General features: G+C 67.5%; 23 protein-coding genes and 1 riboswitch. Of the genes, 8 read left to right on the top strand and 15 right to left on the bottom strand.

Annotated features, from left to right (window positions below; all coding sequences use genetic code 11):
- Nucleotides 1-262: 262 nt before the first annotated feature.
- From TVNIR_RS07915 to TVNIR_RS07905, 4 genes are all read left to right on the top strand, one after another.
- The gene (locus TVNIR_RS07915) at nt 263-571 is read left to right on the top strand and encodes a hypothetical protein (RefSeq protein ID WP_015258474.1); all 309 of its coding nucleotides are present in this window, start codon (nt 263-265) and stop codon (nt 569-571) included.
- Between the two features lie 175 nt (nt 572-746).
- Nucleotides 747-975: riboswitch (cobalamin riboswitch) on the top strand.
- Nucleotides 976-1,104: 129 nt separating this feature from the next.
- Entirely contained in the window at nt 1,105-3,177 is a 2,073-nt protein-coding gene (locus tag TVNIR_RS07910) for a ribonucleoside triphosphate reductase (protein WP_015258473.1), read from the top strand.
- On the top strand, nt 3,164-3,328 hold the full coding sequence (gene nrdD / locus TVNIR_RS20960; protein WP_015258472.1) for an anaerobic ribonucleoside-triphosphate reductase: 165 nt from the start codon (nt 3,164-3,166) through the stop codon (nt 3,326-3,328). The genes TVNIR_RS07910 and nrdD overlap by 14 nt, the downstream gene beginning before the upstream one ends.
- Nucleotides 3,315-3,908, top strand: a complete 594-nt coding sequence (locus TVNIR_RS07905) for an anaerobic ribonucleoside-triphosphate reductase activating protein (RefSeq protein WP_015258471.1) — start codon at nt 3,315-3,317, stop codon at nt 3,906-3,908. The genes nrdD and TVNIR_RS07905 overlap by 14 nt, the downstream gene beginning before the upstream one ends.
- A 117-nt stretch (nt 3,909-4,025) precedes the next feature.
- Here the strand turns inward: TVNIR_RS07905 and TVNIR_RS07900 are convergent, their stop codons facing one another.
- From TVNIR_RS07900 to TVNIR_RS07890, 3 genes are all read right to left on the bottom strand, one after another.
- Nucleotides 4,026-5,756 carry a SulP family inorganic anion transporter gene (locus TVNIR_RS07900; protein ID WP_015258470.1) on the bottom strand — a complete coding sequence of 577 codons (1,731 nt, stop codon included), beginning with the start codon at nt 5,754-5,756 and terminating at the stop codon, nt 4,026-4,028.
- A gap of 302 nt (nt 5,757-6,058) precedes the next feature.
- Nucleotides 6,059-7,210, bottom strand: coding sequence for a cysteine desulfurase family protein (locus TVNIR_RS07895; protein WP_015258468.1), 1,152 nt, complete (start codon nt 7,208-7,210; stop codon nt 6,059-6,061).
- 165 nt (nt 7,211-7,375) lie between these two features.
- Nucleotides 7,376-7,906, bottom strand: a complete 531-nt coding sequence (locus tag TVNIR_RS07890; RefSeq protein WP_335338125.1) for a TusE/DsrC/DsvC family sulfur relay protein — start codon at nt 7,904-7,906, stop codon at nt 7,376-7,378.
- A gap of 453 nt (nt 7,907-8,359) precedes the next feature.
- Here TVNIR_RS07890 and TVNIR_RS07885 point away from each other — a divergent pair, with 453 nt between their 5' ends.
- Nucleotides 8,360-8,572: a hypothetical protein gene (locus tag TVNIR_RS07885; protein WP_043739514.1), complete on the top strand. Its 213-nt coding sequence runs from the start codon at nt 8,360-8,362 to the stop codon at nt 8,570-8,572.
- Here the strand turns inward: TVNIR_RS07885 and TVNIR_RS20610 are convergent.
- Both TVNIR_RS20610 and TVNIR_RS20605 read right to left on the bottom strand, forming a co-directional pair.
- The gene (locus tag TVNIR_RS20610; protein WP_052316628.1) at nt 8,552-9,895 is read right to left on the bottom strand and encodes an IS4 family transposase; all 1,344 of its coding nucleotides are present in this window, start codon (nt 9,893-9,895) and stop codon (nt 8,552-8,554) included. The two genes, TVNIR_RS07885 and TVNIR_RS20610, sit on opposite strands and share 21 nt — an antisense overlap.
- Nucleotides 9,892-10,866, bottom strand: a complete 975-nt coding sequence (locus TVNIR_RS20605; protein WP_015258465.1) for a Druantia anti-phage system protein DruA — start codon at nt 10,864-10,866, stop codon at nt 9,892-9,894. Before TVNIR_RS20605 ends, TVNIR_RS20610 begins: the two co-directional genes overlap by 4 nt.
- 88 nt (nt 10,867-10,954) lie before the next feature.
- Here TVNIR_RS20605 and TVNIR_RS07870 point away from each other — a divergent pair, with 88 nt between their 5' ends.
- The gene (locus TVNIR_RS07870) at nt 10,955-11,407 is read left to right on the top strand and encodes a hypothetical protein (RefSeq protein ID WP_015258464.1); all 453 of its coding nucleotides are present in this window, start codon (nt 10,955-10,957) and stop codon (nt 11,405-11,407) included.
- 268 nt (nt 11,408-11,675) lie between these two features.
- Nucleotides 11,676-12,107, top strand: coding sequence for a hypothetical protein (locus TVNIR_RS07865; protein WP_015258463.1), 432 nt, complete (start codon nt 11,676-11,678; stop codon nt 12,105-12,107).
- 105 nt (nt 12,108-12,212) lie between these two features.
- On the opposite strand, the gene TVNIR_RS07860 is transcribed toward TVNIR_RS07865, so the two are convergent.
- The 3 genes from TVNIR_RS07860 to TVNIR_RS07855 all read right to left on the bottom strand — a co-directional run bounded on the left by TVNIR_RS07860 (nt 12,213) and on the right by TVNIR_RS07855 (nt 15,704).
- Nucleotides 12,213-13,226, bottom strand: a complete 1,014-nt coding sequence (locus tag TVNIR_RS07860; protein WP_015258462.1) for a Vgb family protein — start codon at nt 13,224-13,226, stop codon at nt 12,213-12,215.
- A 185-nt stretch (nt 13,227-13,411) separates the two neighbouring features.
- Nucleotides 13,412-13,582, bottom strand: coding sequence for a hypothetical protein (locus tag TVNIR_RS19735; protein ID WP_015258461.1), 171 nt, complete (start codon nt 13,580-13,582; stop codon nt 13,412-13,414).
- Nucleotides 13,583-13,754: 172 nt separating this feature from the next.
- Entirely contained in the window at nt 13,755-15,704 is a 1,950-nt protein-coding gene (locus TVNIR_RS07855; RefSeq protein ID WP_015258460.1) for an alpha-amylase family glycosyl hydrolase, read from the bottom strand.
- Nucleotides 15,705-15,957: 253 nt separating this feature from the next.
- On the opposite strand from TVNIR_RS07855, the gene TVNIR_RS07850 reads away from it, so the two are divergent.
- Nucleotides 15,958-17,277, top strand: coding sequence for a hypothetical protein (locus TVNIR_RS07850; RefSeq protein WP_015258459.1), 1,320 nt, complete (start codon nt 15,958-15,960; stop codon nt 17,275-17,277).
- Between the two features lie 75 nt (nt 17,278-17,352).
- Here the strand turns inward: TVNIR_RS07850 and TVNIR_RS07845 are convergent, their stop codons facing one another.
- The 7 genes from TVNIR_RS07845 to TVNIR_RS07815 are packed head-to-tail and all read right to left on the bottom strand — an operon-like array spanning nt 17,353 to nt 25,155.
- Nucleotides 17,353-17,775, bottom strand: coding sequence for a hotdog fold thioesterase (locus TVNIR_RS07845; protein ID WP_015258458.1), 423 nt, complete (start codon nt 17,773-17,775; stop codon nt 17,353-17,355).
- Nucleotides 17,776-17,786: 11 nt separating this feature from the next.
- Nucleotides 17,787-19,148 (bottom strand): AMP-binding protein, encoded by a 1,362-nt coding sequence (locus TVNIR_RS07840; RefSeq protein ID WP_015258457.1) that lies wholly within the window; start codon nt 19,146-19,148, stop codon nt 17,787-17,789.
- A complete protein-coding gene (gene menC / locus TVNIR_RS07835) occupies nt 19,145-20,377 on the bottom strand; it encodes an o-succinylbenzoate synthase (protein WP_015258456.1) in 1,233 nt (410 codons plus the stop codon). Before menC ends, TVNIR_RS07840 begins: the two co-directional genes overlap by 4 nt.
- Complete coding sequence (menB, locus tag TVNIR_RS07830) at nt 20,374-21,231, bottom strand: 1,4-dihydroxy-2-naphthoyl-CoA synthase (protein WP_015258455.1); 858 nt, start codon at nt 21,229-21,231, stop codon at nt 20,374-20,376. The genes menC and menB overlap by 4 nt, the downstream gene beginning before the upstream one ends.
- The gene (gene menH, locus TVNIR_RS07825) at nt 21,228-22,016 is read right to left on the bottom strand and encodes a 2-succinyl-6-hydroxy-2,4-cyclohexadiene-1-carboxylate synthase (RefSeq protein ID WP_015258454.1); all 789 of its coding nucleotides are present in this window, start codon (nt 22,014-22,016) and stop codon (nt 21,228-21,230) included. The genes menB and menH overlap by 4 nt, the downstream gene beginning before the upstream one ends.
- On the bottom strand, nt 22,013-23,833 hold the full coding sequence (gene menD / locus TVNIR_RS07820; RefSeq protein WP_015258453.1) for a 2-succinyl-5-enolpyruvyl-6-hydroxy-3-cyclohexene-1-carboxylic-acid synthase: 1,821 nt from the start codon (nt 23,831-23,833) through the stop codon (nt 22,013-22,015). The genes menH and menD overlap by 4 nt, the downstream gene beginning before the upstream one ends.
- Complete coding sequence (locus TVNIR_RS07815; RefSeq protein WP_237251772.1) at nt 23,827-25,155, bottom strand: isochorismate synthase; 1,329 nt, start codon at nt 25,153-25,155, stop codon at nt 23,827-23,829. The genes menD and TVNIR_RS07815 overlap by 7 nt, the downstream gene beginning before the upstream one ends.
- Nucleotides 25,156-25,255 lie beyond the last annotated feature (100 nt).

Here is a 25,255-nt window from a genome sequence, read left to right as displayed (position 1 = left end):
TGATACCAGTGCGATCGTTTGAAAATAGTAACCGGCCAGACTTCGCGCCACACGCTGCATCCAGAGCGTCGCGTCTGCCGAGGGCGTGGAGGGCACCGAATCTTCCTCACGCGGGACCGGCGTAGCCACCCATTCCCGGGGCTCAACGCCGGTGGGTACCTCTTCCGGATCTTTGGACGGTCCGACAGGAGCAGGAAGGGCGATTGATGGAGATCCGCACCGCGCTGGACGAGTTCAAGGCGAGCATCCGCGGAGGCATGTGATGATCCAGCCCACCGCCAGCAACCGGAGCGGGAATGCGCTGGCGATCGCCTTTGCCCTGCTGGCCGTGCCCGCCGTCGCGCTTTCGGCGGAAACGATCGTGCAATGGGAAGGTTGGCTCGTCGGCGCGCCCTGTGCGCAGACCCTGACGGTGCAGGACTGCCCACTGCGCCATGTGGATGCCTCGGTGCGGCTGCTGGAGAACGGTGAGGCGCTCGCGCTCAGTTACGGCGAGGGCACGGCCATTCGCGACGTCGACGTGGACCAGGCCTACGGCAAGCGGGTGCGTGTCAGCGGGCAGTTGCGGTAGGGCGTGGTGCAGCCCGTGCGCATGGACCTGCTGGAGCGCAGCGTTGACCGCACGTTCTTCAAGGGCTGCCTGTAACGCGGCGCTGGGAAGACCCCGATCGGTGCGGCGCACGCAGCCGCGATGGCCGAGGCCCAGGGTACGCCAGGCCCCCTTGCACTTCCAGGGGGTGGGGTATATGTTGTATGTCGTCTTCGGTGTGACCACTAAGGCTTGTGGTTGTGGCAACAGGGAATCCGGCGTGGATCCGGAACTGTCGCGCAGCGGTGTGGGGGAACGAAGGCCGCCAGGTGGTTGGTCACCAGGCACTGCCTGCCAGAACCATGGGCGGGTGGGAAGCCGCGGCCGTAGGTGTTCGCAGTAACGCGCCCCCAAGTCCGAATACCTGCCGAGGAGGGCCCGTCATCGCACGGGCAGTATCCGAAGCCTTCGCGTCAAGGGTCTCGGGGGCGCGCTTTCTGGCACTGTGCCGATCCTCGCCCCCGCATACACGACACGCGATGGCCCGACCGGTCCGGCAAGAATCAGGAGGCGCCATGCACACCGAAACCACCACAGCACCGGCGGCCGTTCCCGCGGCATCCGCTTATCCGCTGCCTACCGCCGTTCCCGACACGATCCGCAAACGCGACGGCAGCCGCGCGCCCTTCGACGCGGATCGCATCCAGGCCGCGATGCTCAAGGCGGGCCGCGCGACCGGCGAGTTCGACGCGCCCGAGGCAGCCCTGCTCACCGCCCAAGTGCTGAAGGTGCTGGCCCACACCGGTGACCGGGAACCCGGCATCGAACGCATCCAGAACATCGTCGAGCAGGCGCTGATCAGCGCCAACCATCTGAACACCGCCCGCGCCTATATCGTCTACCGCGAGCAGCACGCGCGCCTGCGCCAGGATCGCAAGACGCTGGTGGACGTCGCGCTGGCAGTGAACGAATACCTGGACCGCGACGATTGGCGCGTGGCGGCCAACGCCAACCAGGGCTACTCCCTCGGCGGCCTGATCCTCAACAGCGCCGGCAAGATGATCGCCAACTACTGGCTGAACCACGTGTACCCGCCGGAGATCGGCCAGGCGCACCGCGACGGCGACCTCCATATCCACGACCTCGACATGCTCTCCGGCTACTGCGCCGGCTGGTCGCTGCGCACCCTGCTGCACGAGGGGCTGAATGGCGTGCCCGGCAAGGTGGAGGCGGGGCCGCCGCGTCACATGTCCAGCGCCGTGGGGCAGATCGTCAACTTTCTCGGCACGCTGCAGAACGAGTGGGCCGGCGCCCAGGCGTTCAGCTCCTTCGATACCTACATGGCCCCGTTCGTGCGCAAGGATGGCCTGGACTATCCGCAGGTGCGCCAGTACATCCAGGAACTCATCTATAACCTCAACGTCCCGTCGCGCTGGGGCACACAAACCCCCTTCACCAACCTCACCTTCGACTGGGTCTGCCCGGAGGATCTGCGCGAACAGGTGCCGGTGATCGGGGGCGAGGCGATGCCGTTCACCTACGGCGAGCTTCAGCACGAGATGGATCTCATCAACCGCGCCTACATCGAAGTCATGACCGAGGGCGATGCCAAGGGCAGGGTGTTCACCTTTCCGATTCCCACCTACAACATCACCCCCGATTTCCCGTGGGAGAGCGAGAACGCCGAGCGGCTGTTCGCGATGACCGCCAGGTACGGGCTCCCGTACTTTCAGAATTTCGTGAACTCCGAGCTTTCGCCCCACATGGTGCGCTCCATGTGCTGCCGCCTCCAGCTCGATCTGCGCGAGCTGCTCAAGCGCGGCAATGGCCTGTTCGGCTCGGCGGAGCAGACCGGCTCGCTCGGTGTCGTGACGATCAACTGCGCCCGTCTCGGCTACCGGCACAGGGGCGACGAGGCGGCACTCCTGCGTGCGCTCGACCGCCTGCTGGCTCTGGGCCGCGACAGCCTGGAGCTCAAGCGCAAGGTGATCCAGCGGCACATGGATGCCGGGCTCTTTCCGTATACCAAGCGGTACCTCGGCACCTTGCGCAACCACTTCTCCACCCTCGGCGTCAACGGCATCCACGAGATGATCCGCAATTTCACCGATGATGCCGAAGACATCACCACCCCCGGCGGGCACGCGTTCGCGCTGCGCCTGCTCGACCACGTCCGCGCCCGCATGGGCGAGTTCCAGGAGCAGACCGGCCACCTCTACAACTTGGAGGCAACCCCGGCGGAAGGCACCACCTACCGCTTCGCCCGGGAGGACCGCAAGCGCTGGCCGAATATCCTGCAGGCGGGCACGGGCGACAGGTCCTATTACACCAATTCCTCGCAACTGCCGGCCGGCTTCACCGACGATCCCTTCGAGGCGCTGGAACGGCAGGAGGCACTGCAGGCGAGGTACACCGGCGGCACCGTGCTGCACCTCTACATGGGGGAGCGCATCTCGAGCCCCGACGCCTGCCGTCGCCTGGTGCGACGCGCGCTGGAAAATTTCCGCCTGCCCTACATTACCGTGACACCGACCTTCTCGATCTGCCCGGTGCACGGTTACCTGAGCGGCGAGCACGAATTCTGCCCCCGCTGCGACGAGGAACTGATCACCCGCAAACAGAAGGAGGACGGACATGTCCACCACTGAAACGAGCACGCTGAAACCCGAGGAACGCACCCGTTGCGAGGTCTGGACCCGCGTGATGGGTTACCACCGCCCGGTCTCCGCCTGGAACCCCGGCAAACAGTCGGAACACCGGGAGCGCCGCTTCTTCAAGGAGCCCCGTGGGCAAGGGTGAACTGCGGGTTGGGGGGATCACCCCCCTGACCACCATCGATTACCCGGGTGAGCTGGCGGCGGTGATCTTCTGCCAGGGTTGTCCCTGGCACTGCCGCTACTGCCACAACCCGGAGTTGTTGCCGCCGCGGGGCGAAGCCGCCGTCCCCTGGGAGGAAGCGCTGGCGTTCCTGCGGAGGCGGCGTGGTCTGCTCGACGCAGTGGTGTTTTCGGGAGGTGAACCGACGCTTCAGGTGGCGCTGGCCGATGCCCTCAAGGACGTCAGGGCGCTCGGGTTCAAAGTGGGCCTGCACAGCGCCGGAATCTACCCGCGCAGGCTGGTGGCCCTGCTGCCCAGCGTCGACTGGGTGGGCCTCGACGTCAAGGCGCTTGCGCATCGCTACCCGGATATCACCGGCGTTCCTGGAAGCGGCGAACCCGCTTGGCAAAGCGCGCGCCTGCTGATCGAAAGCGGCGTGCCGCACGAGATGCGGATCACGGTCGATCCCGCGCTGACGCGGCCCGAAGAAGTCCGCCGGATCGCGGCGAGGCTGCAGGCAATGGGCGCGGAGCGGGTCGTCGAACAGCCCCGCCGGGGCTGACGCAGCGCAGCTCGGCGGATCCCGCCGGGGCGAGTCGAAAGCCTATGCCGCACACCGTTCGCGGGCGCCCGGAGGGCCGCGCGGGTGACAAGCGCAAGCGCCGGTTTCCAGAGGCCTTTACCCGAAGTGCTGCAATGTGTAATCCCTGCGCGCCCGGCGTTCGCCGTCGATGCTGCAGGCGATCGCTTCGGGCACGTCGAGGTAGAAGTTTTCCGCGCCGAGATACTCGACCACGCCGGCGCGGTCCAGTGCGTCCCGGACCGGCCCCAGTACGCCGGTGAGTGCCAGTGCGATACCCCGGCGCCGATAGTCTCCGATCACCGCGGTCAGTGCATGGATGCCGCTCGCGTCGATCGATGGCATGCTGGCGGCGTCGATGATCACCTGCCGCAGCGGCTTCGCCTTCTCGCGTTCGAGGCGGCGCAGCGTATCCTGGAAGTACTCGACGTTGGCGAAGTAGAGCTGCGCGTCGAAACGAACGATCAGCAGGTCGTCACGCTGCTCGGCCTCGGGAAAGCGCCGGATGTTCCTGTAGGTGTCGGTACCGGGCAGGCGCCCGAGCACGGCGACGTGCGGTCGGGTGCTGCGGTAGATCACCATCGCCAGCGACAGCAGCACGCCGGTGGCAATGCCTTCCTCGATCCCGATGAACAGCGTGACCAGGAACGTGGTCGCGAGCATCAGAAAATCCTCGCGGCGCACGCGCCACAGGAAGCGCATTTCCTGTACGTCGATCAGGCCGGCGACCGCGACCAGGATCACCGCCGCCAGCACGGCCGTCGGCAGGAATGTGAACAGCGGGGTCAGGAACAGCAGCGTGATGGCGATCATCGCGGCACTGACCATCGACGCGAGCCCGGTTTTCGCGCCGGCCTGGTCGTTCACCGCGGTTCGCGAGAAACCGCCGGTGACCGGAAACGACTGGAAGAACGCGCCACCGAGATTCGCTCCGCCGAGCGCGATCAGCTCTTGGTTCGCATCCAGCCGGTAGTCGCGGTGGCGCCGCACCATCGCCTTCGCCACCGCGATCGATTCCATGAAGCCGACCAACGCGATCGCGAGCGCGATCGGGAGCAGGCCGCGCAGCGTTTCGGCACTGATGTCGGGAATGGCGAATGACGGCAGTCCGTCCGGCACCGTGCCGACGATGCGCACGCCCGCCTCGTGCAGGCCGAAGCCCCAGACCAGGGCGACCGCGGCGGCCACCACCGCGATCTGGGCGGGAAAGGTCCGGCGCCACCGGCGCAGCAGGATCAGCAATGCGATCGAGGCGGAGCCGATCAGCAGCGTCGGCAGGTGGACCGACGGGAGCTGGAGTGCCAGATGGTAGAGGATCGTGTGCGCCTGGTTGCCGCCCGGCGGGGATACCCCGAACAGGTGCTGCAGCTGGCTCAGGCCGATGATCAGCGCTGCCGCCGACGTGAAGCCGCTGACCACCGGGTGCGACAGGAAGTTGACCAGGAAGCCCATGCGCAGCATCCCCATCGCGAGCTGGATCGCGCCGACCATCAGCGCGAGCAGGATCGCGAGGCCGATGTACTCCGGTGTGCCCGGTTCCGCGAGCGTGCCGACGCCCGCGGCGACCATCAATGCCACGATCGCCACCGGACCGACCGCAAGCTGCCGCGAGGTGCCGAGCAGGGCGTACAGCAGCAGCGGCACCAGCGCGGCATAGAGACCGTAGATCGGCGGCAGGCCGGCGAGCATCGCATAGGCCATTCCCTGCGGGATCAGCATCACGCCAACGGTGACACCCGCTGAGAGATCGCCGCGCAGCCAAGACCGATCGTAGCGACGTAGCCAGGACAGCGCCGGCACCAAACGGTCGACGCGTTGCAGTGCACTCATCGGGTTCCTTCGCTCCTGAATCCCCGGGCGCTAACTCTCATGGCGAGGGCCACCCCCGATCATGAAAGCGCGGTGGCGTGGGGGGGGGGGGGCAGCTGAAGCGTAGGGCGGAACAGGCCGCAGGCCGTCATCCGCCGTTCGAGCGGTGGGGTCCGCGTCGACCTTCGGGGCAACGGTACACGCCGACCGGCGGATGACGCTGCGCTTTTCCGCGCTACGGACACAACGGCTGTGCCTGGTGTGGTCACGAGTCAGGCATGGTGGGTACGCGGGTGCGTGCCCTCGTGGATTCGCCGCCGCTGTCACCGGGTGTCGCTGCCTTTCGCCAGCAGATTCCAGGCTCCGATCAGTGCCTGCGCCGCCGCTGCGACCTGCGCGGGGTCGTTGCCGCGCCCCAGCGAGACGCGCACCGCGCCGCGCGCCCGCCGGGAGTTGCAGCCCAACGCCGCCAGCACCCCGCTGACCGCGTCCCCTTCCTCGTGGCAGGCCGAACCGACCGACGCGGCGAGGCCGGGGCAGGCGGCGAGCAGGTCGCGTCCGCTGACCCCGGGGAACGAGAGATTCAGGGTGTTCGGCAGGCGTTCCTGCAGATGGCCGTTGAGCTGCAGGCCCGGGATCGCTTGCAGCAGCGCACCGTGCAGTGTGTCGCGAAGGCTGCGCAGTTGGCTGGACAGATCGTGCAACCCCTCCCGGGCGAGCCGCGCGGCGGCACCCATGGCGACGAGGTGCGGGGTGTTCTCGGTGCCGGGTCGCAGCCCATGCTCCTGCCCCGCGCCGACCAGCACCGGTTCGACCGGTGTACCGCGGCGCAGGTAAAGCGCGCCAACGCCTTTCGGCGCGTAGAACTTGTGACCGGCCAGGGTCAGCAGGTCGATACCCAGCTCGTCGACCCGCACCGGGATCTTGCCGGCCGCCTGTGCCGCGTCGGTATGAAACAGCGTTCCGGCGGCGTGGGCGATACGGGCGAGCGCGGCAACGGGTTGCAGAGTGCCGGTCTCGTTGTTGGCCAGCATGATCGAGACCAGCACCGTGTCCGGCCGGATGGTTCGGGCGAGCTCGTCGGGGTCGACCCGCCCGTCGCCATCGACCGGCAGCACGGTGACTTCCCAGCCGTCGCTGCGCAGCCGCTCGCACGGGACCAGCACCGAGGGATGCTCGACCGCCGAGGTCACCAGGTGTCGTCCCTTGCCGCGCAATGCGCGCGCGACCCCGCGCAGCGCGAGGTTGTTGGCCTCGGTGGCGCAGCCGGCGAAGACAATCTCGTCCGTCTCCGCCCCGAGCAGCGCGGCCACTTCCCCCCGTGCGCGGGCCACCGCCTCGGCAGCCCGTTTCCCGTACGGATGGGAGGAGGAGGGGTTGCCGAAATGGTCGGTCAGGAACGGCGCCATCGCCTCGAAGACCTCCGGGGCGATCGGCGTGGTGGCGTTGTAATCGAGATAGATGGGTCTTTCCATATGCGGCGGGGAGGAGTTGGGGAACTGATGGGGGTGATGGACGTACGGAAGTCCCGATTGCGACCGCGGGACTCCGGGATCGGTCAGCGGTGCTCCGTTCGGGCATCCCAGCCCGGCTGTTGACCGGCCACGCGCAGACCCGGCTGCGCGCGGCCCGTCGGCGGATCAGGAAACGCTGCCGAATGCCGGCTGTTCGCTGCCTGAAGGCGCTTTCAGTCCGGCGAACCGGCAACCCTGTGCCACGGGCCCTCCGGGCAACAGATCGAAGAGATGCTTTCTTCCCCCCCGACTGTGGAAACGTTCCTCGAGGGCATCGTGCAGTTCGCGCAGCCGGATCACGTTGTCCTGATGCCGATCGTAGAATTCCTGCAGCGCGCGGATCACTTCCCAATGCTCGTCGGTCAGTTCCAGGCCCTCGCTTCTGGCTTTCTGGATCGCCTGTTCGCGTGTCCAGTCCGACGGCGCATGCTTGAAATCCGAGTCGTGCGTGACGCTGTGCGGGTTTAGAACCTCGTTCATTTCACTTGGCATATCGGCATCCTCCATACCTGCTTTTGTTTTTGTCGAATCGACCGGTGAGTGGTTGCCCGAGTTCGGTGAGCCCAGTGTACTCTTGCCGGTTGCACTGGTATCTCGACGGGTTTCCACGTGGTGGCAATGCAAGTCCAAGGTGCCGGATACCGTGGGAAAACTCAAGCTTGAACGGGCGTGGCTGCAGGGCCTCGGCTGTAGACATCATGGATTGCATTGCGGTCCACGCAATCTTCGGGGCTGGCCCATACCTGCACCCAAAAAAAGGCTCCTTGGTACCGATGATTACGATGGAATCGATATCAGGAGCGTGCCGCGCACGCGAATCGGCGTAGGGTGGTGCACCCGGCTCACCCGCGCCTGCGGCGCGTTCACGAGCAGGGTGGCTCCTGCAGGAGACCCGCTGACCGAAGGGGTTTCCGGTGCCCGGTCGGCGCGAGGATCGCCTGCCGCGCCAGACGATGATGGCGGAATCACTTTGTTGTGAATGATCACAGTCAAGTGGCTGCTCAGGGTGGCGGATTATACTTCAACAACGTTCCGGCGAATTTCGCGGAGCAGGTGAACCCCGATGGTTGACGTTCGCCGCCCAGAGCGGTGATCGCGCAAGGAGTATCGATGATCGCGGATCGTGACGAGGCTCTTTTCAGCGACAGCCCGGCGCTGACGGTCCATGACCCGCTCGCACACCTGCTCGGGGTCGGGGACGGCACGTGGACCTATCGCTTCGATGACGCGGTGCGTCTCGCGGGGCACGCTTGCCCTGCCCTTTACCCACAAGTTGCGCAGACCAGTCGATACGGGGCGGTGTCATTCGATTTCATCTCGTAAAGCGTAGGCAAAGGACATGGTGGTGAGTTTGGCGTAGCCGTGCCACATCAGCTGGTGGCCAGGCGGCGGATCGTGATTGCGGTTGGTGTACCCACCGAGGATGGCGACTTCGCGGACAGCTGCCCGGAGGCTGCTGGGGCGAGGCCGGCGCCGGGACTGGGCGTAGTCGCCGAGCACCCGCAATTCGACGTCCGAGAACAGCAGTTCCGGTGGCAGCTCCGGGGCCTCCCGTCCCAGCAGGGTCATCAGCATCACCCGCCAGGCGATGACCAGCCGGATCGCGATGGCGCGTTCCAGGCGCTCGACGCTGTGATGGCCGAGTTCGTCGATCTTGCAACCCGATTTCAGCACCCGGTGCCAGTCCTCGATGCGCCAGCGCAGGCGGTACCAGCGCAGAATCTCGGCGGCCTGTTCGGCCGAGGCGACGGTCAGGGTGGTGAGCACGAACCACTCAAGCGGCTTTTCCCCTTTCGGCGGATCCCGTTCCAGCGCGTGCACCACGGTCAGTTCCAGGGTGACCGGCTGATCGGCATCGGCGGGTGTGCCACGGAGCGTGATCGGGGTGTAGCGCAGTTCCAGTTCCGCGGTCCGTGCCGCTCGGCCCAGGCGCTCGGGGCGCTTGCTGGTCTTGGTGCGCAGGCTCTGGCCATCGACCGGGAGTTCGACCGAGCCGCGGCTCGCCGTCGCCCGGGCGACCTCGAACAGGCGCCGCCCGTCGGCAAGCCGGCGGTTGTGCTGGGCGCGGATCACCAGCTCCACCGCGGGGTGACGCTGCTGCTCGACATAGAGCTCGAACGCATCGGCCTCCCGGTCGGCGACACTGATCACCCGGGTATTGGGGAGGGTCGCCGCCAGTGCCGCTGCATCGCGCAGACCGGCGATCCAGCGGAAGCTCTTTTTCTCTTCCTGCGCCGGTTCCGCGTCGCCCCGCGGCTGCGGCGCCTCGAACTGCGCTTGCAGCACGCCCAGCGGCAGCCCGTCGGCGTTGACCGCCAGCGTCGAGTGCAGATGCAGCCCCAGACTCTCGGCACCGGTTTGGTTGCGGCCGATGACCCCGACGCCGCGCGTCTGCGGGCGGGTGGTGAAGTTCAGATCGGTGCCATCCTGCAGGCACAGCACCGTTGCCTGCGCCTGCATCCGGCGCTGCGTGCACGCCCGATGCGGCGCCAGGATATGCTCCGGCGTCACGTCGGAGTCCTCCGGCTGGTCGATCAGCCGGTAGTAGCCCTTCACCGCCGCCCAGTCGTCGCGGGCCACCGCGGTAAAGGCGCGCAGCGGATCCTCCCCCTGGCGCCGGGCGCTGTCCACCAGCCGTTTCGTCAATCGCTTGTCCCCCAAGGGCGCACCCCCGAACTCGTGTTCAGCCCACTGCTGCGCATCCAGACCCTCGGCGGGTTCCAGCGGTGTGTCGCCCCGTGCCGGTGCCGGACCCACCCCAAGCGTGCGCGCCAATCGGGTTCGAGTTCATAGAGATAGATCGCCTTGCGGGTCTCGGCCGCGGCGTGGCCCCGGTCCTGGCGCCCCCGCCCGCCGGTCTCGCCCACAAAACGCCAGTTCGACGCCCGCAGGCTGACCCCGGTGTGCGGAGGCTCGATGAAGGTCTCCACCAGCCAGGGACGATACCCATGGCAGGCCTCGAAGTCAGCCCCCAGCCGCCGCAACGCCCGACCCAGCGTCCACGACGCGAGGTTCCGGCAGGAAACGCCCGGACGCAACAGGAACCGGTTCAGTCCCACCACACGGTGTCGGTGGCGTTCCCGCAGCGCCGGATCCCAGCCGATCCAGGCATCGCGTGCGGCCAACTGCAACGCCGACGCCGCAAACCCCAGCGCCCCCAGCCAGCCCTGCGCCGAACCCACCAGATACCGCAGCTGCGCGCCCACCAGCGGCCCCATGCCGCGCGGGTGCTCGCGCGCCATCAGCTCATTCCAGAGCGCCCGGTGCTCGGCCGTGTCCACCCGTACCAGCGCCAGGCCCTCCAGCTCGGTGACCTCGCGGCCCACTCCCTGGGGTGCCGGCACCGCCACCCCCAGGCGCCGGCCCTGGCCCCCGCGCCCCGGGCTGCTGCACGCAGGCGGCAGCGTAATCCGGCCCGCGCGCTCCAGCGCCCGCAGCGCCTTCAAGCAGCCCGCCCGCTGCGGCCGCCCACGCGCATCGAAGAAGCCCCAGGTGGTACAGATCTGATCCGCCAGCGCGGTGCGGTGCAGTTCCGGCGCTTCCCGGATCAGCGCCTGCACCCGAGCCAGGTTCGCCGGCGCGCTCAACGTGCGCTTGATCTGGCTCTGCTCCCACATGCCCGGCACGGTACCCGGCCGGCAGGCGTTTGTCCAGCACTAGATGTGGGTATAGGGCAGCGCTTGCCCGACCGTTGCAGGCGCCTTCGTGACCGCGATCCAGGCCGTCCGCCGGCTGTACGGTAACGCGCCGTTCCTGCGCGGAGAGCTGCGGGTCACACTGCACGGCCCCGAGGATAGCGGGGCCAACGGACCCTTCAGTCAGATCCTCACCTTGCTGACGGGTGCTGCCGGGCGCAATGGTTTCCTGGGTCTGCGGGGGCGCCATCGGCGCGCGGGCCTGCTCGAATTCGGGCGCCCTTCGGAAGGTGCACTCCGTTGCAGTTTCGAGCGCGTGGATACCGGTGAGAAGGTCACGCTGTCCTATGACCCGGCCGCGATCCCGCCCGATCCGGGTCTTGGCCCGGCCATGCAGGCGGTGCTGGCGGGAACGGCCGATGCCGCGACCCGGGAGAGGTTTAGGCACCTCTGGCGCGAGCGGGTCGAACGGATCCTGGCCGATGGCGGTACCACCACCGTGTTTTCGGTCACCGATCGCTGACCGCGCAGCCGGGCGTTCGTACGCGGCTTGGCGGCCTCACGAATGGAAGCACCGATTGGCCATCGAGCCGGGGCGGCCTGAGGCATTGCCGCGACCCCGGCAGGAGCGACGTACCGGCGATGGGTCGGAGGAATGCTGTCCTCGATGGGCCAAGGCACCGGATTGGGCCCCGGAGCCGCCGTTTCCCTTGCAGTCACCCGGTAAACGGCATCAGGCCGATCGGGTCGTCTACATTCGAACAACGGCTTGAGGAGCGACCGGGGAGACCATGGGACAGCGACTTGCATTGGCCAAGGCGGCGAGCCTGCTGGGCATAAAACGCCGGGATTTGCAGGAGCTCATCCACAAGGGCGAGCTGAACACCTTCGAGGGCATGGTGGACCTGGACGAGCTGTGCCAATGCTTTCCAGCGATGGCACTGAACGACAATGCGGCGCTCGAGCGCGTGAACCTGATCCGCGAAACCGCGTTTGGCCGGCGTGTCAGCGAGACCGTCGCGCTCGATGCCGACAGCCTCGAACAGCAGCTGCGCAAATGCAACGCCGATCTGAGCATCGCCAGCACGCAAGTGAAGAAATACCGCGGATACATCGAGGAACTGGCCAGGCGGCTGGGTGAACTGAATCGCACCGCCACCTCGGAGCAGAAGCAGGTGATCGGAATCCTCAACAACTGGTTGCTCGACAAACTCGAGCAATAGTTTCCGGACCTGACGTGCACGGCCGCCTCGCCCACTCATGCAGGCCGTCGAGGCCAGGCGTCGCGGCCCTTTTCTGGACTCGATCCCGGCTCCGAGGCCCCGCGCTCACGGATGAACCTCGATGCGGCCGATCGTCCCCGTATCGGCACCGAACCACAGCGTCTCGGTGGGGGCATGAAAGGTCATGTGACGAATGATGCCGCCGCCGCTGGCCAGTTCGATGGGTTCGAGGAAGGCCTCACTCTCGGGGTCGAACGCGATCAACCGGTTGGGGATGCGGCCCGTCTCGGAGAACCACACGCGGTCCTGCCCATCCACGGCGATCGCGTACGGTGCGTCGGACGGTCCCCCCGGGGTCTGCCATTCCCGGATGCTCCCATCCGCAGGCTGGTAGTAACCGAGGTAGCCATGGGCGAAGTCGACGTACCACACCCGACCGTCGCCGGTCAGCGCTGGGCGGCGCGGCCGGGCCTCGGTGCGCGGGAGTTCGATCTCCGTAACTTCGCCACCGCGCTCTCGAATCGTCGCCAGCCGGTGGCTACCGAATAGGGTCACCCAGGGCTGGTCCTGTGCATCGTTCATCAGACCGTAGGGCCGTGCGGTCGGAGTGTCGATTTCGTGCAGCGTGATCTCAAGGCTGCCGGTGTCCAGGAAGCCCACCTGATTCCCATGTTGTACTGAGAACCAGATGTTGTCATCCCGGGTGAAATCCATGGTGTGTGCATCGCGCCTGCCGTTGCCCGGCAGCACGATCTTTTGGATCGCAGCACTTTCTGGATCGATTCGCCCGATGTGCTGGGCCCGGTTGCCCGCGTACCAGACCCCAGTCTCGTTGGTGATGACCGTGTGCGGCCCAGTGCCCGGATCCAGGTCGTAGCGGCGAAAGTCCCCGGTTGCCGGGTCCAGGGTCGCCACGTAGTCGCCGATCTGACCCACGAACCATACCAGACCATCTGGCCCGACCCAGGGGTCGCGCGGCCGCGTGTTCGGCCAGGGCACTTCCCACTCGGTGAGTTTGCCCGGTGCGGCGGCACCGGATTCCGCTGCCGATCCCTGGGGGCTCAGTGCCAGGAACGCGAGGCAGGTGGTTGCAAGAATGCCGAGCGACGTCTTGGACATGGCTTCACCTCTGGTATTCCTGAATGCGCACGCCCGGCGGCCGTGAAAACGAGAGGACTGTCAGATTGGTGGCGCGTGCACCCCAGGAGTTCCCCGGAGTTCTTGGCCGGGGAGGTCACCGGCCCGTGCTACAGCGAGCCCGCGCGTTTCGGGGCGCGTCGGATCGACTAGACTCCACGGACAATTCAGTTGCGGCGGGCCATTTCGCTCAACATCACGGGCTCGACGTGGACCACATCGGGCAGAGATTCCAGATGGGGTATCCCCAGGAGGGCGGAGCAGATGTCGGCATCGATCGCGGTCACGGTGGCGGCTTGGGGCGCGTAGGGCAGCGTGCGTTCGATCGTGAGTTTCACGCTGCGTCTGTCGCTATGACGCTCGATACGGCGCAGCCGGTGGGTGCATCGGCAAGTGCCGGGGTCGTCGTGGTGGGCCCGCTGCGCTTGGCCCACCCTACGGCGCTGGACGGGTGACACGAGCATTTACGCTTTCTTCATGGTCGGGGGTGGGGGCCGCGCACGATGACCGTTACCCGACACCTGCATGATTGCTGAGCACCAGCACCTCGGAGGGTGGAAGATTGCGGATCTCGACGAACGCAGTCCCGTCGCCGCGGCGGCGCACGGGAAGCTCGGAGCCGGCGGGATGGGCTGCACCCGCCTGCGGATCGGCGACCTCGGCGGTGTTGAGCAGCACGGTCATCGCCGCCCCCGGGGGATTCAGGCTGGCATCGACGATCACGTCCGCACCACGCCGGTCGGTGCCGTGAGGGTTCGCAACGCAGAGGGACTCTTCGTCGTCGAGAATGCGCGACCACGCGATGAGCTCGCCCGGTCCCCGGACCTCGAACGGCATCCCGAGGAAAGAGATCGGCCGCAGGTACTGGCGGCCGTGCCGCAGCACCGGAAGAGCCCCGCGCAGCGCCGCGAGCGCGGCCATGCGCCGGTAGAGCCCGTAACTTTCGTCGAAGCAGTGATGCCCCGCCGTGCCGAAAGGACCGAACCCGGGCAGGGACGTGTCGAGGTTGTCCGGTATATCCGGCAGACCGTCACGGCCGCCCTTGCGCGGATGTACCGGCCCGAACATGGCTTCGCGCAGGTAGACGTCCGAGCCTTTCCAGCCGGGGAGCCAATGGTGCTCGCTGGGTTCGGGGCCTGCCAGCGCCTGTTCGGTGCCGTAGTAGACGCAGGGAATGCCCAGCGTAAACAGCTGCAATGCCGCTGCCACCGCTCCCTGATGCTCGTTCGACGCCTCGGCCGCGAACCGGATCTTCGCGCCAAAGACATGGTCGTGATCGTCGAGAATCGAGACGTGACGGTCGCCGAGGTTGCGGTGCGAACCCATCACCGCAAATCCCGGGTCGAAGCCCGCGAAATACCCGAGCGGATGCTGCAGCCCCTTCGCCAGCCCGGTGAGCGAGACGCGCATCTCGCCAATGTCGAGCGCCGCATCCAGGTTGCGCGCCAGCACGTCGAGATATCGGGTCTGGTTGTAGTCGCCGCCCGCGATCTCGCCGATCAGCAGGAAATCCGCCTTGCCGATGTTCGCCGCGAACTCCTTGACCGTCCCACAGAAGTTGCGCGCCTCCTCGAAGCTCACGTGCTTCAGTGTGTCGAGCCGAAAGCCGTCGCAATCGGTGAGCGCAATCCAGTACTTGAAGCAGCGGGCGAGATCGTTCAGTAGCCCGGGAGCCTGAAGGTCGAAATCGCGCAGCGTGATGAAATCGGTGCGTTTGTGCTCGGCGTGGGGATCTTCGAGATCGCCGGCCCCGAGATTGCCGCTGCCGGCGCGCGTGTAGCGCTCCGGGTCCTGCAACTCGGTGGGCCAGACACCGTGCTCGGGATCGACGATCTGCTCCACGGGCTCACCGAGCGGCCCGCGCCATGCCCCGAACGGGTGCCGCCCGGCGGTGTAGTGGGGGGTATAGGGACCGCCCGGGAGCTCCGGAGGATACGTCCAGTTCTCGCCCGAGTGGTTGAAGATGATGTCCAGGATCACGCGCAGGCCTTCGGCGTGCGCAGCCTGCACGAGTTCGACCAGATCGGCCCGGCTGCCCAAGCGGGGGTCGACCTCGAGGAAGTCCTGCACGCCGTAGCCGTGGTAGCTGTCGAGATGGCCGCGCTGCTTGAACACCGGACTCAACCACAGCGCGGTGACACCCAGCCGCTTCAGATAGCCAAGTTTCGAGCGCACGCCCTGCAGGGTTCCCCCTTGCCAGCGATCGCGGCCCGATTGCGCCCAGCGATCCCAGCGCCAGGGCTCCCCACCGAGTGCCGGGCGGCCAGTGCCGCGGTTGCTCCGGTCGAGCAATGGGCGCGTTTCCTCGGCGCCGTCGCTGAAGCGGTCGACCAGCAAAAAATACAGCACCTCGTCACGCCAGCTCGATGGCGACGGATGGAACGGGGTACGTCGCGGCAACCGCACATCCCGAACGTGCTCGAAGCGCGCCCGCTGCAAGCCCTCGTGTGTGAATTCCATGTCTGTTCCCCCCAGAATACTGTTGTGGTGTGCACCGGCACCCGAGACGGAAGTGTAGACCCTTTGGGGGTGCCGAATAGGGGCGGGTTCGAGGTGCCCGACCACCGGTGTGAAGCCCCCGAGGGGCGCGGCAGTCCATGTGGCGATTGGATCGCCACGGGGCTTCGCCCCTCGCGATGACGGTGGGACTGTATGGCCGTCACTGCGAGCCCCCGCTGTGTCCGATGTGCGCAGACAGGGGGCCGTGGGAGGAATGCCGTACCTGGCCAATCCCCTGCAGCTTTACCTCCACGTGACGAACCTTCGCGGTGTCCCGTACCTGATCGACATGGTCACGGATGGCGGCGTGCGCGGTCACCGGGTGGTCAAGCACGCCGATCTGCGTCACTTCGCCGTGTACGGAACCCACGGCTCCGAGCCCGAAGGCCTTCCGTCCGGGGGCACCGAAGTCAACTGGCGGGGCACTCTGGGTACGGAACACGATGGCTGGAACCTGCTCAGCGATGCCGCGCTGGCGACTTCGGCATTTCCCGTGGGCCTGCCGGCACGGTATCTGCTGAACGATCTGCACAGCTACGAGTCGCGCCCCTGGTCGCGGCCCGCCGGCGCCGACGCATCGGCGCCTGCTCCCCGCATAACCCCGGACCTGGCACCCCACCAGATGCATCCGTACACCTTCTGGAGCGTGGACGGCGGGCTCTTGAACAACGAGCCGTTGGAAACGGCCCGGGTCGCTCTGTCGGGAGCGCCGGACGTGCACAATGCCCGCGATCCGGAAAAGGCCGACCGTGCGGTGCTGATGATCGACCCTTTTCCCGACGACACCGGCCGTTTGGTGCCCGATCTCGGCGAGATGCCCGACATGCTGGCGTCGGCGTTCGCACTGTTGCCGACGCTGAAGAGCCAGACGCGCTTCAAACCCGAGGAACTGATGCTGGCACTGCACGAGGACGTCTACAGCCGCTTCCTGATCGTGCCGCTCCGGCCGGAAAAGCCGCCGGCGCGAACGGTCAAAGGGGTGGAAGTGGAGGAGACGGACATCGCCAGCGCCGGTCTGGGCGGTTTTGCCGGATTCATCGACTCGACGCTGCGCATGCACGACTTTCAGCTCGGAAGGCGCAACGCTCAAAAATTCCTGCGCGACCACTTGGTGGTGCACCGTGACAACGAGATCGTCCGCGATTGGGTCCGCCGGTTCGAAGCGCAGCAGAAGCTCGCGGACTTTCAGCCCATGGTGCAGCGCGGCTCGGACTCTGCGGTGCGCGACCCCGAGTTCGTGCAGTTGATTCCGCTCTTCGGCACCGCACGGGACCCGGTGAGCCTCCGGCCGTGGCCACAGGTGACCTGCAAGGCGGTACATGCGCGGCTGGCGGGTCCATTCGACCAGCGTACGGAGCGCCTGACGAAGTCCCTGGTGCGCCGGGGCTTCCGGCTGCTGGGGCTCCGCGACTCGGGCCTTCGGAATCGCGTGATCCGTAACTTCGCATCCAAGAAGATCCGCGAAGCGGCCCGTGACAAGACGTTAGAAGCGATCTGCAAGGATTTCAGGCAGCGCGGATTGAGTCCGCCGTGATCCGCTCACCAGGCCCGGAAGGAATCGTCCAGGAACTGGCCGGAGCCGATCAATGACGGTGCCCCCAAGGCGGGCTCAGCGTGGTTCACGCACCGCAATGGTCAGGCGGGCTACGCAGACCCGTTCCTGTCGCTCATTCTCGAGACGGACGTCCCAGACCTGGATGCTGCGGCCGATCTGCTGGGGGCGCGCACAGCCGGTGACCACGCCTGAGCGCACGGCCTTCAGGTGGTTCGCGTTGACCTCCACGCCCATGCAGACGCAGCCGGGGTCGGCGGCGAGGTTGGCGGCGATGCTGCCGAGGGTCTCCGCCAGCGCTACCGACGCGCCGCCGTGCAGAAAGCCGAAGGGCTGGCGGGTGCGCTCGTCGACGGGGAGCGTGCCGTACAGCGCGTCGTCGTCGACTGCGGTCACGCGGATGCCCAGCGCGTCCATCAGGGTGTTGCGGTTGGCCTGGTTGACCGCGTCCAGGTCCACGGGGCGTTTCCAGATCGGCATGGGGGTCTCCTTCAGGGTACGGGTTGCGCCGCGAGCCGGAGCAGGTCCGCGCGGCGGAACTTCATGCCGTCATTGCGGGGCAGGGGATGGAACGCCACAGGCAGCAGCCAGGGGTTCAGCCGCGGCCGCAGCCAGTCGCGCAGGGCATCCTCACGGACTGCTCCGATGCAGTCCAGGAACGCGACCGGGCGTTGTCCGAATTCGTCGTCGGGCCGTGGCACGACGACGGCCTCGGCGATCACCGGATGCTCGCGCAACACCGCTTCGATCGCCTCGGGCTGCACGTTCTCGCCGCCGCTGATGAAACGGTTGTCGAGCCGCCCGGTCACCCGGAAGCCGGCTGTGTCCCATTCGCCGAGGTCGCGGGTGTGGAACCAGCCGCCGGCGTCGTTAGCCGGCACCGGCGTGCCGCGGTCCAGGTAACCGAGGAACAGCGTGCCGCCCCGCACGAGGATCTCGCCATCGTCGGCGATCCGGCATTCGCGGTGTGGCAGGAGATGCACCCGTCCGTCCGGATCCTCGGCGATGACCAGCGAAGCCGTCTCGGTGAGGCCGTAGCTCTGCCAGACCGGCAGGCCGCGTGCCAGCGCCGCGCCGCGTACCGAGGCGCGCACCGGACCACCGCCCAGCAGCACGCAGCGCAGGGGCGGCAGTGGGTCGGGCGCGGCGAGCAGACGGCGAAGCTGCGTCTCGACCATGGAGGCATGGGTGACACCCATGGTGCGCAGAAAGTGCGCGTCCTCCGCACGCCCTCCGAGCACGATGGCCGCACCGTGCAGAACGCAGCGAAACAGGATCGCGAGCCCGCCGACGTGGAACCACGGCAGCGCCAGCAGGTAACGGTCTCCGGGGCCGATGGGGATCGCGGCTGCGAAGCCCTCGGCGCTGAGGACATGGTTGCGCTCGCTGTGCACGGCCACCTTGGGCTCGCCGGTGGAGCCGGAGGTCAGCATGCCAGTCAGCGGCGCAGGTGCCGGCCATTCCAGTCCTTGCGGGCCGTTTCCGCCGGCTCCGGGAGATTCGCTGTGCAGCCCCAGTGCCGGGTCGGTGCGTGAGTCCGCGAAGCGCACGATCCCCTGTTGCCCGATCAGCCGAGACAGCGCCGCCGCCGGGAGGGCCGGGTTGACCGGCAGCACGCTGGATTCGGCCCGCAGCAGCGCGAGGAACTCGATCAGACTCGATGCGTTCGGCGTTGCCCGATGAATCACCCAGTTCCCGGAATCGCCCTGCGCGGCCAGGCTCCGGGCGCGGGCATCGACGAGCTGGTCGAGTTCGCGGAACGAGAGCCGGACGTCGGGTCCGAGCAAAGCCGGTGCGTCCCCGAAGGCTCGGGCGCCGGCACGGACCAGGCAGGGATCGGTCGCGAAGGTCACAGCAGCCGCCCCAGGTGTTCGAGCTGCTCGCGGCCGAGCAACGGAAGCGGTCTGTTCCGATGCAGGAACCGCGGTGGCTGCAGTAGCGCCATGGAGAACGGGCGAAGGGTGTCCAGCCCGTGCGGCCCCTCCAGGGACCACAGTGCGGCGAGTTGGGCGTAGAGATCGAGACTGAGGTTGGATTCGTAGGCACCGCTGAGCACCGGCTGGATCCCGACGACCTGCGCCTGTTCTACCAGCGTCTGGGTCCGGGACAGCCCGGTCAGCATCGGTTTCAGGACCACGGCGCGCAGTCCTGGGATGTCCAGGCGGGGTTCCGGCCGCTCGCGCAGGGTTTCATCCCAGGCGAAGGGGATCGGGATGTGCTCGTGCCACCCGCTGTAGGACAGGCCCGGACGCAGCGGTTCTTCAATGTACTCGACCCGTTGCGGGTCGAGGTCGGCGCAGAATGCGGCGGCCTGCTCCAGCGACCAGGCGCGGTTGGCGTCGAGGCGCAGCCGGGCGGTGGCGGGTACTGCATCAAGGATCCACCGCATTCGCTGTCGCTCCTCGGCGGGATCCCGTTGGCCTACCTTCAGCTTCACGCAGGTGCTGTCCGAAAGGGCCGCAGGGTCGATCGGCCCGTCCGCGGTGACCAGCAGGCAGAGGGTGGGCCGTGGCGCGGCGGGCAGTGGCACGGTCAGTTGCAGCAGGCCGCATTCGAGTCCGAAACGAACGGAGGGGCTGAGGTCTTGGGGAATGCTCTGCCCGAGGGCTTCCAGGACCAAGGTGGCTGTGGCTGCCTGCGATGTCGCATCTTCGGGATCGTGGGTGGGTCCCGCCGCTTCCGGACCCTGCCGGACGGGGATTTGCTGCCTGCGCTGGCCTACGTGGGCATCTGGCGCCGAATCTGCGCGTACGCCGGTGGAACGGCGGATGACGCTTCGCTTTTCCGCCCTACGGGTTTCGGGATTGGGCGGCGCGTTGAATGTGGCGGCGGCATTGTGGACGTGGTGGCCCGCGAAGAACCGGCGGCATTCGGTAACGCAGGTGTCCAGGGATTCGCAGCTGAAGCCGGGGAGGGGGGCGATCTCGGACCAGACCACGCGGTCCGGGGACGTGCGCCATTCGAGCAGGAGGCCGGAGCGGTGATCGAAGACAAGGCCGCCGAGGTGCAGGGGGTGTCTCAGCGGCAGCCGGTAATGCCACAGGTCGACGCCCGTGACTGCGCCGAGCAGCGCCTCGCTCACGGCTGGCGCTTGAACTTGCCGAAGTCCGGGAGGCGCTTTTCCAGGTAGGCGTTGCGCCCTTCCTGGCCTTCCTCGGTCATGTAGAACAGCATCGTTGCGTTGCCGGCCAGTTCCTGGATCCCGGCCTGGCCGTCGGTGCCGGCGTTGAACGCGGATTTCAGCATCCGTAGCGCGGTGGGCGAGTGCTCGAGGATCTGCCGACACCAGGCCACGGTCTCGCGTTCCAGCTCCGCGAGCGGAACGACCGTGTTCACGAGGCCCATGGCCAGCGCCTCCCGGGCATCATACTGCCGGCACAGGAACCAGATCTCCCGGGCTTTTTTCTGGCCGACCACGTTGGCGAGGTAACTGGCTCCGAATCCGCCGTCGAAGGAACCGACCTTGGGCCCGGTCTGGCCGAAGCGCGCGTTGTCGGCGGCGATGGTCAGGTCGCAGACGACGTGCAGCACATGGCCGCCGCCGATCGCGTAGCCGGCGACCATCGCGATCACCGGCTTGGGGCAGGAGCGGATCTCGCGCTGCAGGTCGAGCACGTTCAGGTGGTGCATGCCGTTCTCGTCGCGGTAGCCGGAATCGCCGCGCACCCGCTGGTCGCCGCCGGAGCAGAACGCGAGATCGCCCTGCCCGGTCAGCACGATCACGCCGATGCCTTCGTCGAAGCGGGCATCGGCCAGGGCCTGCCGCATCTCCTTCACCGTCAGCGGGCGGAACGCGTTGCGGATTTCCGGGCGGTGGATCGTGATCTTCGCGATCCCTTCCGCCTTGTGGTAGCGGATGTCCCGGAAGGACGCGGAATGGTCCTGCCAGTCCAGCGCCGGAAGAATCGAACAGAGATGGGAGGCTGCGGTGCTCATGAAGGGGTGCGCTCGATCGTGCACAGACGGTGAATGACGGCCGCGACCTGTGCCGGGGCCGTAGCGTGGCAGTTATGCCCCACGCCGTCGAGTTTGACAAGGGTCAGCTCGGGCAGCATCCGGGCCATCCGCTCACCGACCGTGCAGAACTTCGGGTCCTCCGCACCGGCGATGAAGGCGATCGGCATCGGCAGCCGCGGCAGGTCGTGCCAGCGATCCGGCTGCCGGGCGAGGTTCGTCGCGCGCAGCACGCGGGCCAGCGTCTGTGGGGAATGCCGGGCACGCCGGGCGATGAACGAGTCGCGCTGTGCGTCGGTCAGGGATGCGAAGACCGGCTGCCGGTACCAGTGCGCAAGCACTGCGGGCCAGGGCCCATTTTCGAAGCGGCGCGCCCAGTCCTCATCGTGCCGTGCGCGCTCGCGACGCTCCCGCGGCTCGGACAGGCCCGGATGGGCGCTTTCCAGGATCAGGGCGCTGACCCGCTCCGGAAAGCGGCAGGCGAGATCCAGCGCGAGCCTCCCGCCCAGCGAGTACCCGGCCAGTGCGAAGTGGCGCGGCAGCGCGGGTTCGAGCGTATGCCAAAGCCAGTCCGTGTAGGCTTCGAAAGAAGCTTCCATGCCCCCCAGGTCCAGCGGGCGGCCGTCGTGCCCGGGCAGATCCGGCAACAGGCAGCGGAACGCCGGCGCGAGGTTCCGGGCCGTCTCGATCCAGTCCAATCCAGTGCCCATGAAGCCGTGCAGCAGCAGGACCGTCGGGCGGTCCTTGGCCCCCGGAGCCCCCATCATTGAATGTCGCCGAGGCGCTGGTACAGGCCCTGCAGCAGTTCGGCACTCCGGCCGGCCGGAAACCGCAGCTCGATCAGTGTGCAGCCGTCGCGCGCGCAGGCGTCCCGGTAGACAGCGCGGAAATCCGGCGCCGATCCCGGCGCCGCATACCGCAGTCCGAACTGCCCGGCCGCCTGCCGGAAATCCAATCCATGCGGCAACTGGAACAGCGGTTCGAAGTATGTACTCTGCCCGCGTGCGGGCAGCAGGTGGAAGATCCCGCCGCCGTCGTTGTTCAGCAGCACGATCACCAGCGGCACGGAGCTGCGGGCAGCCAATGCGAGGCTGTTCAGGTCGTGCAGCAGCGATAGATCGCCGAGCAGTAGCGTCACGCCCGTCGGGTGCCGGCGTGCGAAACCGCAGGCGCTGGCAACCAGACCGTCGATTCCGCTTGCGCCCCGGTGGGTCACGCAGGGGTTTCCGTGACCGGGGCGGGCGAACAAGTCCAGCAGCCGAATACTCAGGCTGTTGCCCGCCATCAATGCCATGTCTGGCGGGATCTCCTCGCTGACGATCCGTGCGGCCGCCAGTTCCGAGAACTCCTCGGCCAGGGCGTCGTCGACCAGGGTATGCAGTTCCCGCTCGACATCCGCCAAGCCGAGATCGGCCGGCGACGGGAGCTCCAAGTGCCGGCAAAGCTCCGGGATGTCGCACTGGACCGCAACGGCCCGGTGCGCCGGATCGAGCCTGGCGGAGTGGCGACTGACCAGCCAGCGTTCACCGGGGAATTCCGCCAGCCACTGGTTCAGGCGTTTACCGGTGAGGCGCCCGCCAAACTGGAGGATCTGGCGGACCGAGCCGAGCGCCTGCTGCCCTCGGGGGCTGGCGAGCAGCAGGTCGGCGGCACCCGGCATGCACGGGTGCTCGACCAGGCGGAGCTGGCTGCCGAAGTCCGCAAATACGGGCATCTGGTAACGCTGCGCAAGGTCCAGCACCGCCTGCGCCTCTTCCGCCTCCAGGTGCCCGGCCACCAGCAGGAGCGGCCCCTGCAACGTCGGCAGTGCAGCGGTCGGGGGCCGCGAAGGCTCGGGTTGCGGCTTATCGTCCAGATCCGAGACCCACGCGTGCAGGACCTGGCTAGCGCCGGCCTCGAATCGGTTTGCGTTCTGCGCCGATCCGGCGGGTGTGTGGTCGGTATGGCGGATCAGGCTTCGCTCTTCCACCCTACGGGTTCCGGCGTCCGGTGGGTGGTTGCGACCCTCGACCTCCGCAGCTCCATACAGGGGCTCGCGGAACGGGGCGTTGATGTGGACCGGGCCGGCGTCGGATCCGTGCAATCCGGCGAGAGCCGCGTCGAGTTCCCAGTGCAGGCGGGCGGCTGACCAGCCGGGGCCGGGCGCAGGAAGGCGCAGCTCACCGCGCAGGTTGCCTCCGAACAGGCCGCGTTGCCGGATCGCCTGGTTCGCGCCGCAGTCCTGCAGTTCCTCGGGGCGATCCGCGGTCAGCGCGATCAGCGGGCAATGCGTCTCGAAGGCCTCGATGATCGCCGGGTGCAGGTTGGCGACCGCGGTGCCGGAGGTCGTGATCACCGTGACAGGCCGATGCCCGGATTTGGTCAGCCCAAGTGCGTAGAACGCGAGACCGCGTTCGTCGAAATGGGTGTGAAGCCGCAACTCGGCGTGATGCTGGACATGGCGGGCCAGCGCCAGCACCAGCGGCGCGCTGCGGCTGCCGGGGGCAATGCAGAAGTCGCGGATTCCGTGACCCCGGTGCAGCCGATCGACCAGAACGAATGCCCATGCCTCGTTCAGGTGGCTGAATCGTCGCGGCCTCAGCATTCCAGTACGGAGAGAAACGACTCGATTTTCGCCTCCAGTTCGGTCCACTCCTCTTCCGGATCGGAGCCCGCCACGATGCCCACGCCGGAATAGCACAGGATACGCTCGCGGTTCACCAGTACCGAGCGGATCGCGACGGCAAACTCGGATTCCTGCGGCGAGACGATACCCACGGCACCGCTGTACCAGCCTCGCTGAGCGGTCTCCTCGCGTTCGATCAGGGCCTGCGCCGCCCCGCGCGGAAAGCCGCAGACGGCCGGGGTCGGGTGCAATGTGTCCAGCAGGGGATGGTCGAGAACACCGGGCTTCAGGGTTGCACGGATCGGCAGGTAGCGGTGCTGAATGCGGTCGAGCTTGAACACTCCTGCCTGTTCCGGGCTCTGGGCATCGGTCACCCAGGGTTCGATCTGGCGGCGCACGAACCGGGTCACGAGATCGTGTTCCTGGACCAGCTTCGGATCGCGGTGCAGGCGGGCCATCAGCGCCACATCCTCGTCCCGGGTCCGTCCGAGACGCACCGTGCCGGCGAGCGATTCGGTCTGGAACTCCCGGCGGTGCCGCCGGTAGAGGCGCTCGGGCGAACAGCCCATGAACAGGTCCTGTCCGCGCTCCATTGCGAAACAGAAGCTGCCCGGATTGACCTCGCGCCAGCGCGCGAGCACCTCGAAGACGGCGACCGGGCTGGTCAGGGCGAGCTCGACGCGCCGTGCCAGTACCGCCTTGTGCAGCTCCCCGGCGGCGATCTCGCGCAGCACCGCCTGGATACGGCGGCGGCAGCCGGCGAAATCGACGTCGTCGATGCGCGATGACACGCGCGGCCGAGGCGCATCCGGCCGCGCACGACCGCGAAAACGCAGCCGGCACAGCGCCGTGATCAGTTGCGTCTTTCTGCGAATGAACTCCCGGCGGGAATCCGCCAGCAGGTGCACGGACAGACGGTATTCGCCGTTGCGCTGGCAGCACGCGATCGCGGGCAGCACGAGGCGCGCGCCGGGAAAGGCCGACCACTCGCCGCGGCCGCTGCGGCCATCGAATGAGAGTCCGCCGAGGAATACCGTGTCCCGATCCCCGAGGATCGAATAGCTGCGTTCGAGCAGGTCGCCGACCTCCTGCTCCGATTGCGCGGTGAGCTCGACTGCCGCACCTAGCCCGGCCACCGAGATCGTTCGCTCCCGGTTCTGCCAGAACGACCGTGCGTTCTGCGGATTCGCCTGCAGCCAGGCCAGCAGATCCAGAGCCGGCAGGCGCTCGCTCAGGTGGAGTAGCTGCCCCTTGCGAAACGGCCAGTGAGTAATGCGCCGCAGCAGCCGCGCCACCGCCATCTCGTGTTCGAAGTGCTGCGCAGGTGGGTGCGGGGTTCCGACCCCTGACCGATCTGGCGTTTCGGCACGAAGGGTTACTGCACCCTCGCCGTGGGCGCTT

The organism is Thioalkalivibrio nitratireducens DSM 14787 (assembly GCF_000321415.2).
Taxonomy (GTDB): domain Bacteria; phylum Pseudomonadota; class Gammaproteobacteria; order Ectothiorhodospirales; family Ectothiorhodospiraceae; genus Thioalkalivibrio; species Thioalkalivibrio nitratireducens.
The sequence above is the reverse complement of the archived record's forward strand: the minus strand, read 5'-3'. Positions and strand labels throughout refer to the sequence as shown.

Bases quoted from the DNA above. Each gene is read 5' to 3' on its own strand.
- TVNIR_RS07915 (WP_015258474.1), top strand. From the start codon at position 263: ATGATCCAGCCCACCGCCAGCAACCGGAGCGGGAATGCGCTGGCGATC.
- TVNIR_RS07910 (WP_015258473.1), top strand. From the start codon at position 1,105: ATGCACACCGAAACCACCACAGCACCGGCGGCCGTTCCCGCGGCATCC.
- nrdD (WP_015258472.1), top strand. From the start codon at position 3,164: ATGTCCACCACTGAAACGAGCACGCTGAAACCCGAGGAACGCACCCGT.
- TVNIR_RS07900 (WP_015258470.1), bottom strand. From the start codon at position 5,756: ATGAGTGCACTGCAACGCGTCGACCGTTTGGTGCCGGCGCTGTCCTGG.
- TVNIR_RS07895 (WP_015258468.1), bottom strand. From the start codon at position 7,210: ATGGAAAGACCCATCTATCTCGATTACAACGCCACCACGCCGATCGCC.
- TVNIR_RS07885 (WP_043739514.1), top strand. From the start codon at position 8,360: ATGATCGCGGATCGTGACGAGGCTCTTTTCAGCGACAGCCCGGCGCTG.
- TVNIR_RS20605 (WP_015258465.1), bottom strand. From the start codon at position 10,866: ATGTGGGAGCAGAGCCAGATCAAGCGCACGTTGAGCGCGCCGGCGAAC.
- TVNIR_RS07865 (WP_015258463.1), top strand. From the start codon at position 11,676: ATGGGACAGCGACTTGCATTGGCCAAGGCGGCGAGCCTGCTGGGCATA.
- TVNIR_RS07860 (WP_015258462.1), bottom strand. From the start codon at position 13,226: ATGTCCAAGACGTCGCTCGGCATTCTTGCAACCACCTGCCTCGCGTTC.
- TVNIR_RS07855 (WP_015258460.1), bottom strand. From the start codon at position 15,704: ATGGAATTCACACACGAGGGCTTGCAGCGGGCGCGCTTCGAGCACGTT.
- TVNIR_RS07850 (WP_015258459.1), top strand. From the start codon at position 15,958: ATGCCGTACCTGGCCAATCCCCTGCAGCTTTACCTCCACGTGACGAAC.
- TVNIR_RS07845 (WP_015258458.1), bottom strand. From the start codon at position 17,775: ATGCCGATCTGGAAACGCCCCGTGGACCTGGACGCGGTCAACCAGGCC.
- menB (WP_015258455.1), bottom strand. From the start codon at position 21,231: ATGAGCACCGCAGCCTCCCATCTCTGTTCGATTCTTCCGGCGCTGGAC.
- menH (WP_015258454.1), bottom strand. From the start codon at position 22,016: ATGATGGGGGCTCCGGGGGCCAAGGACCGCCCGACGGTCCTGCTGCTG.
- menD (WP_015258453.1), bottom strand. From the start codon at position 23,833: ATGCTGAGGCCGCGACGATTCAGCCACCTGAACGAGGCATGGGCATTC.
- TVNIR_RS07815 (WP_237251772.1), bottom strand. From the start codon at position 25,155: ATGGCGGTGGCGCGGCTGCTGCGGCGCATTACTCACTGGCCGTTTCGC.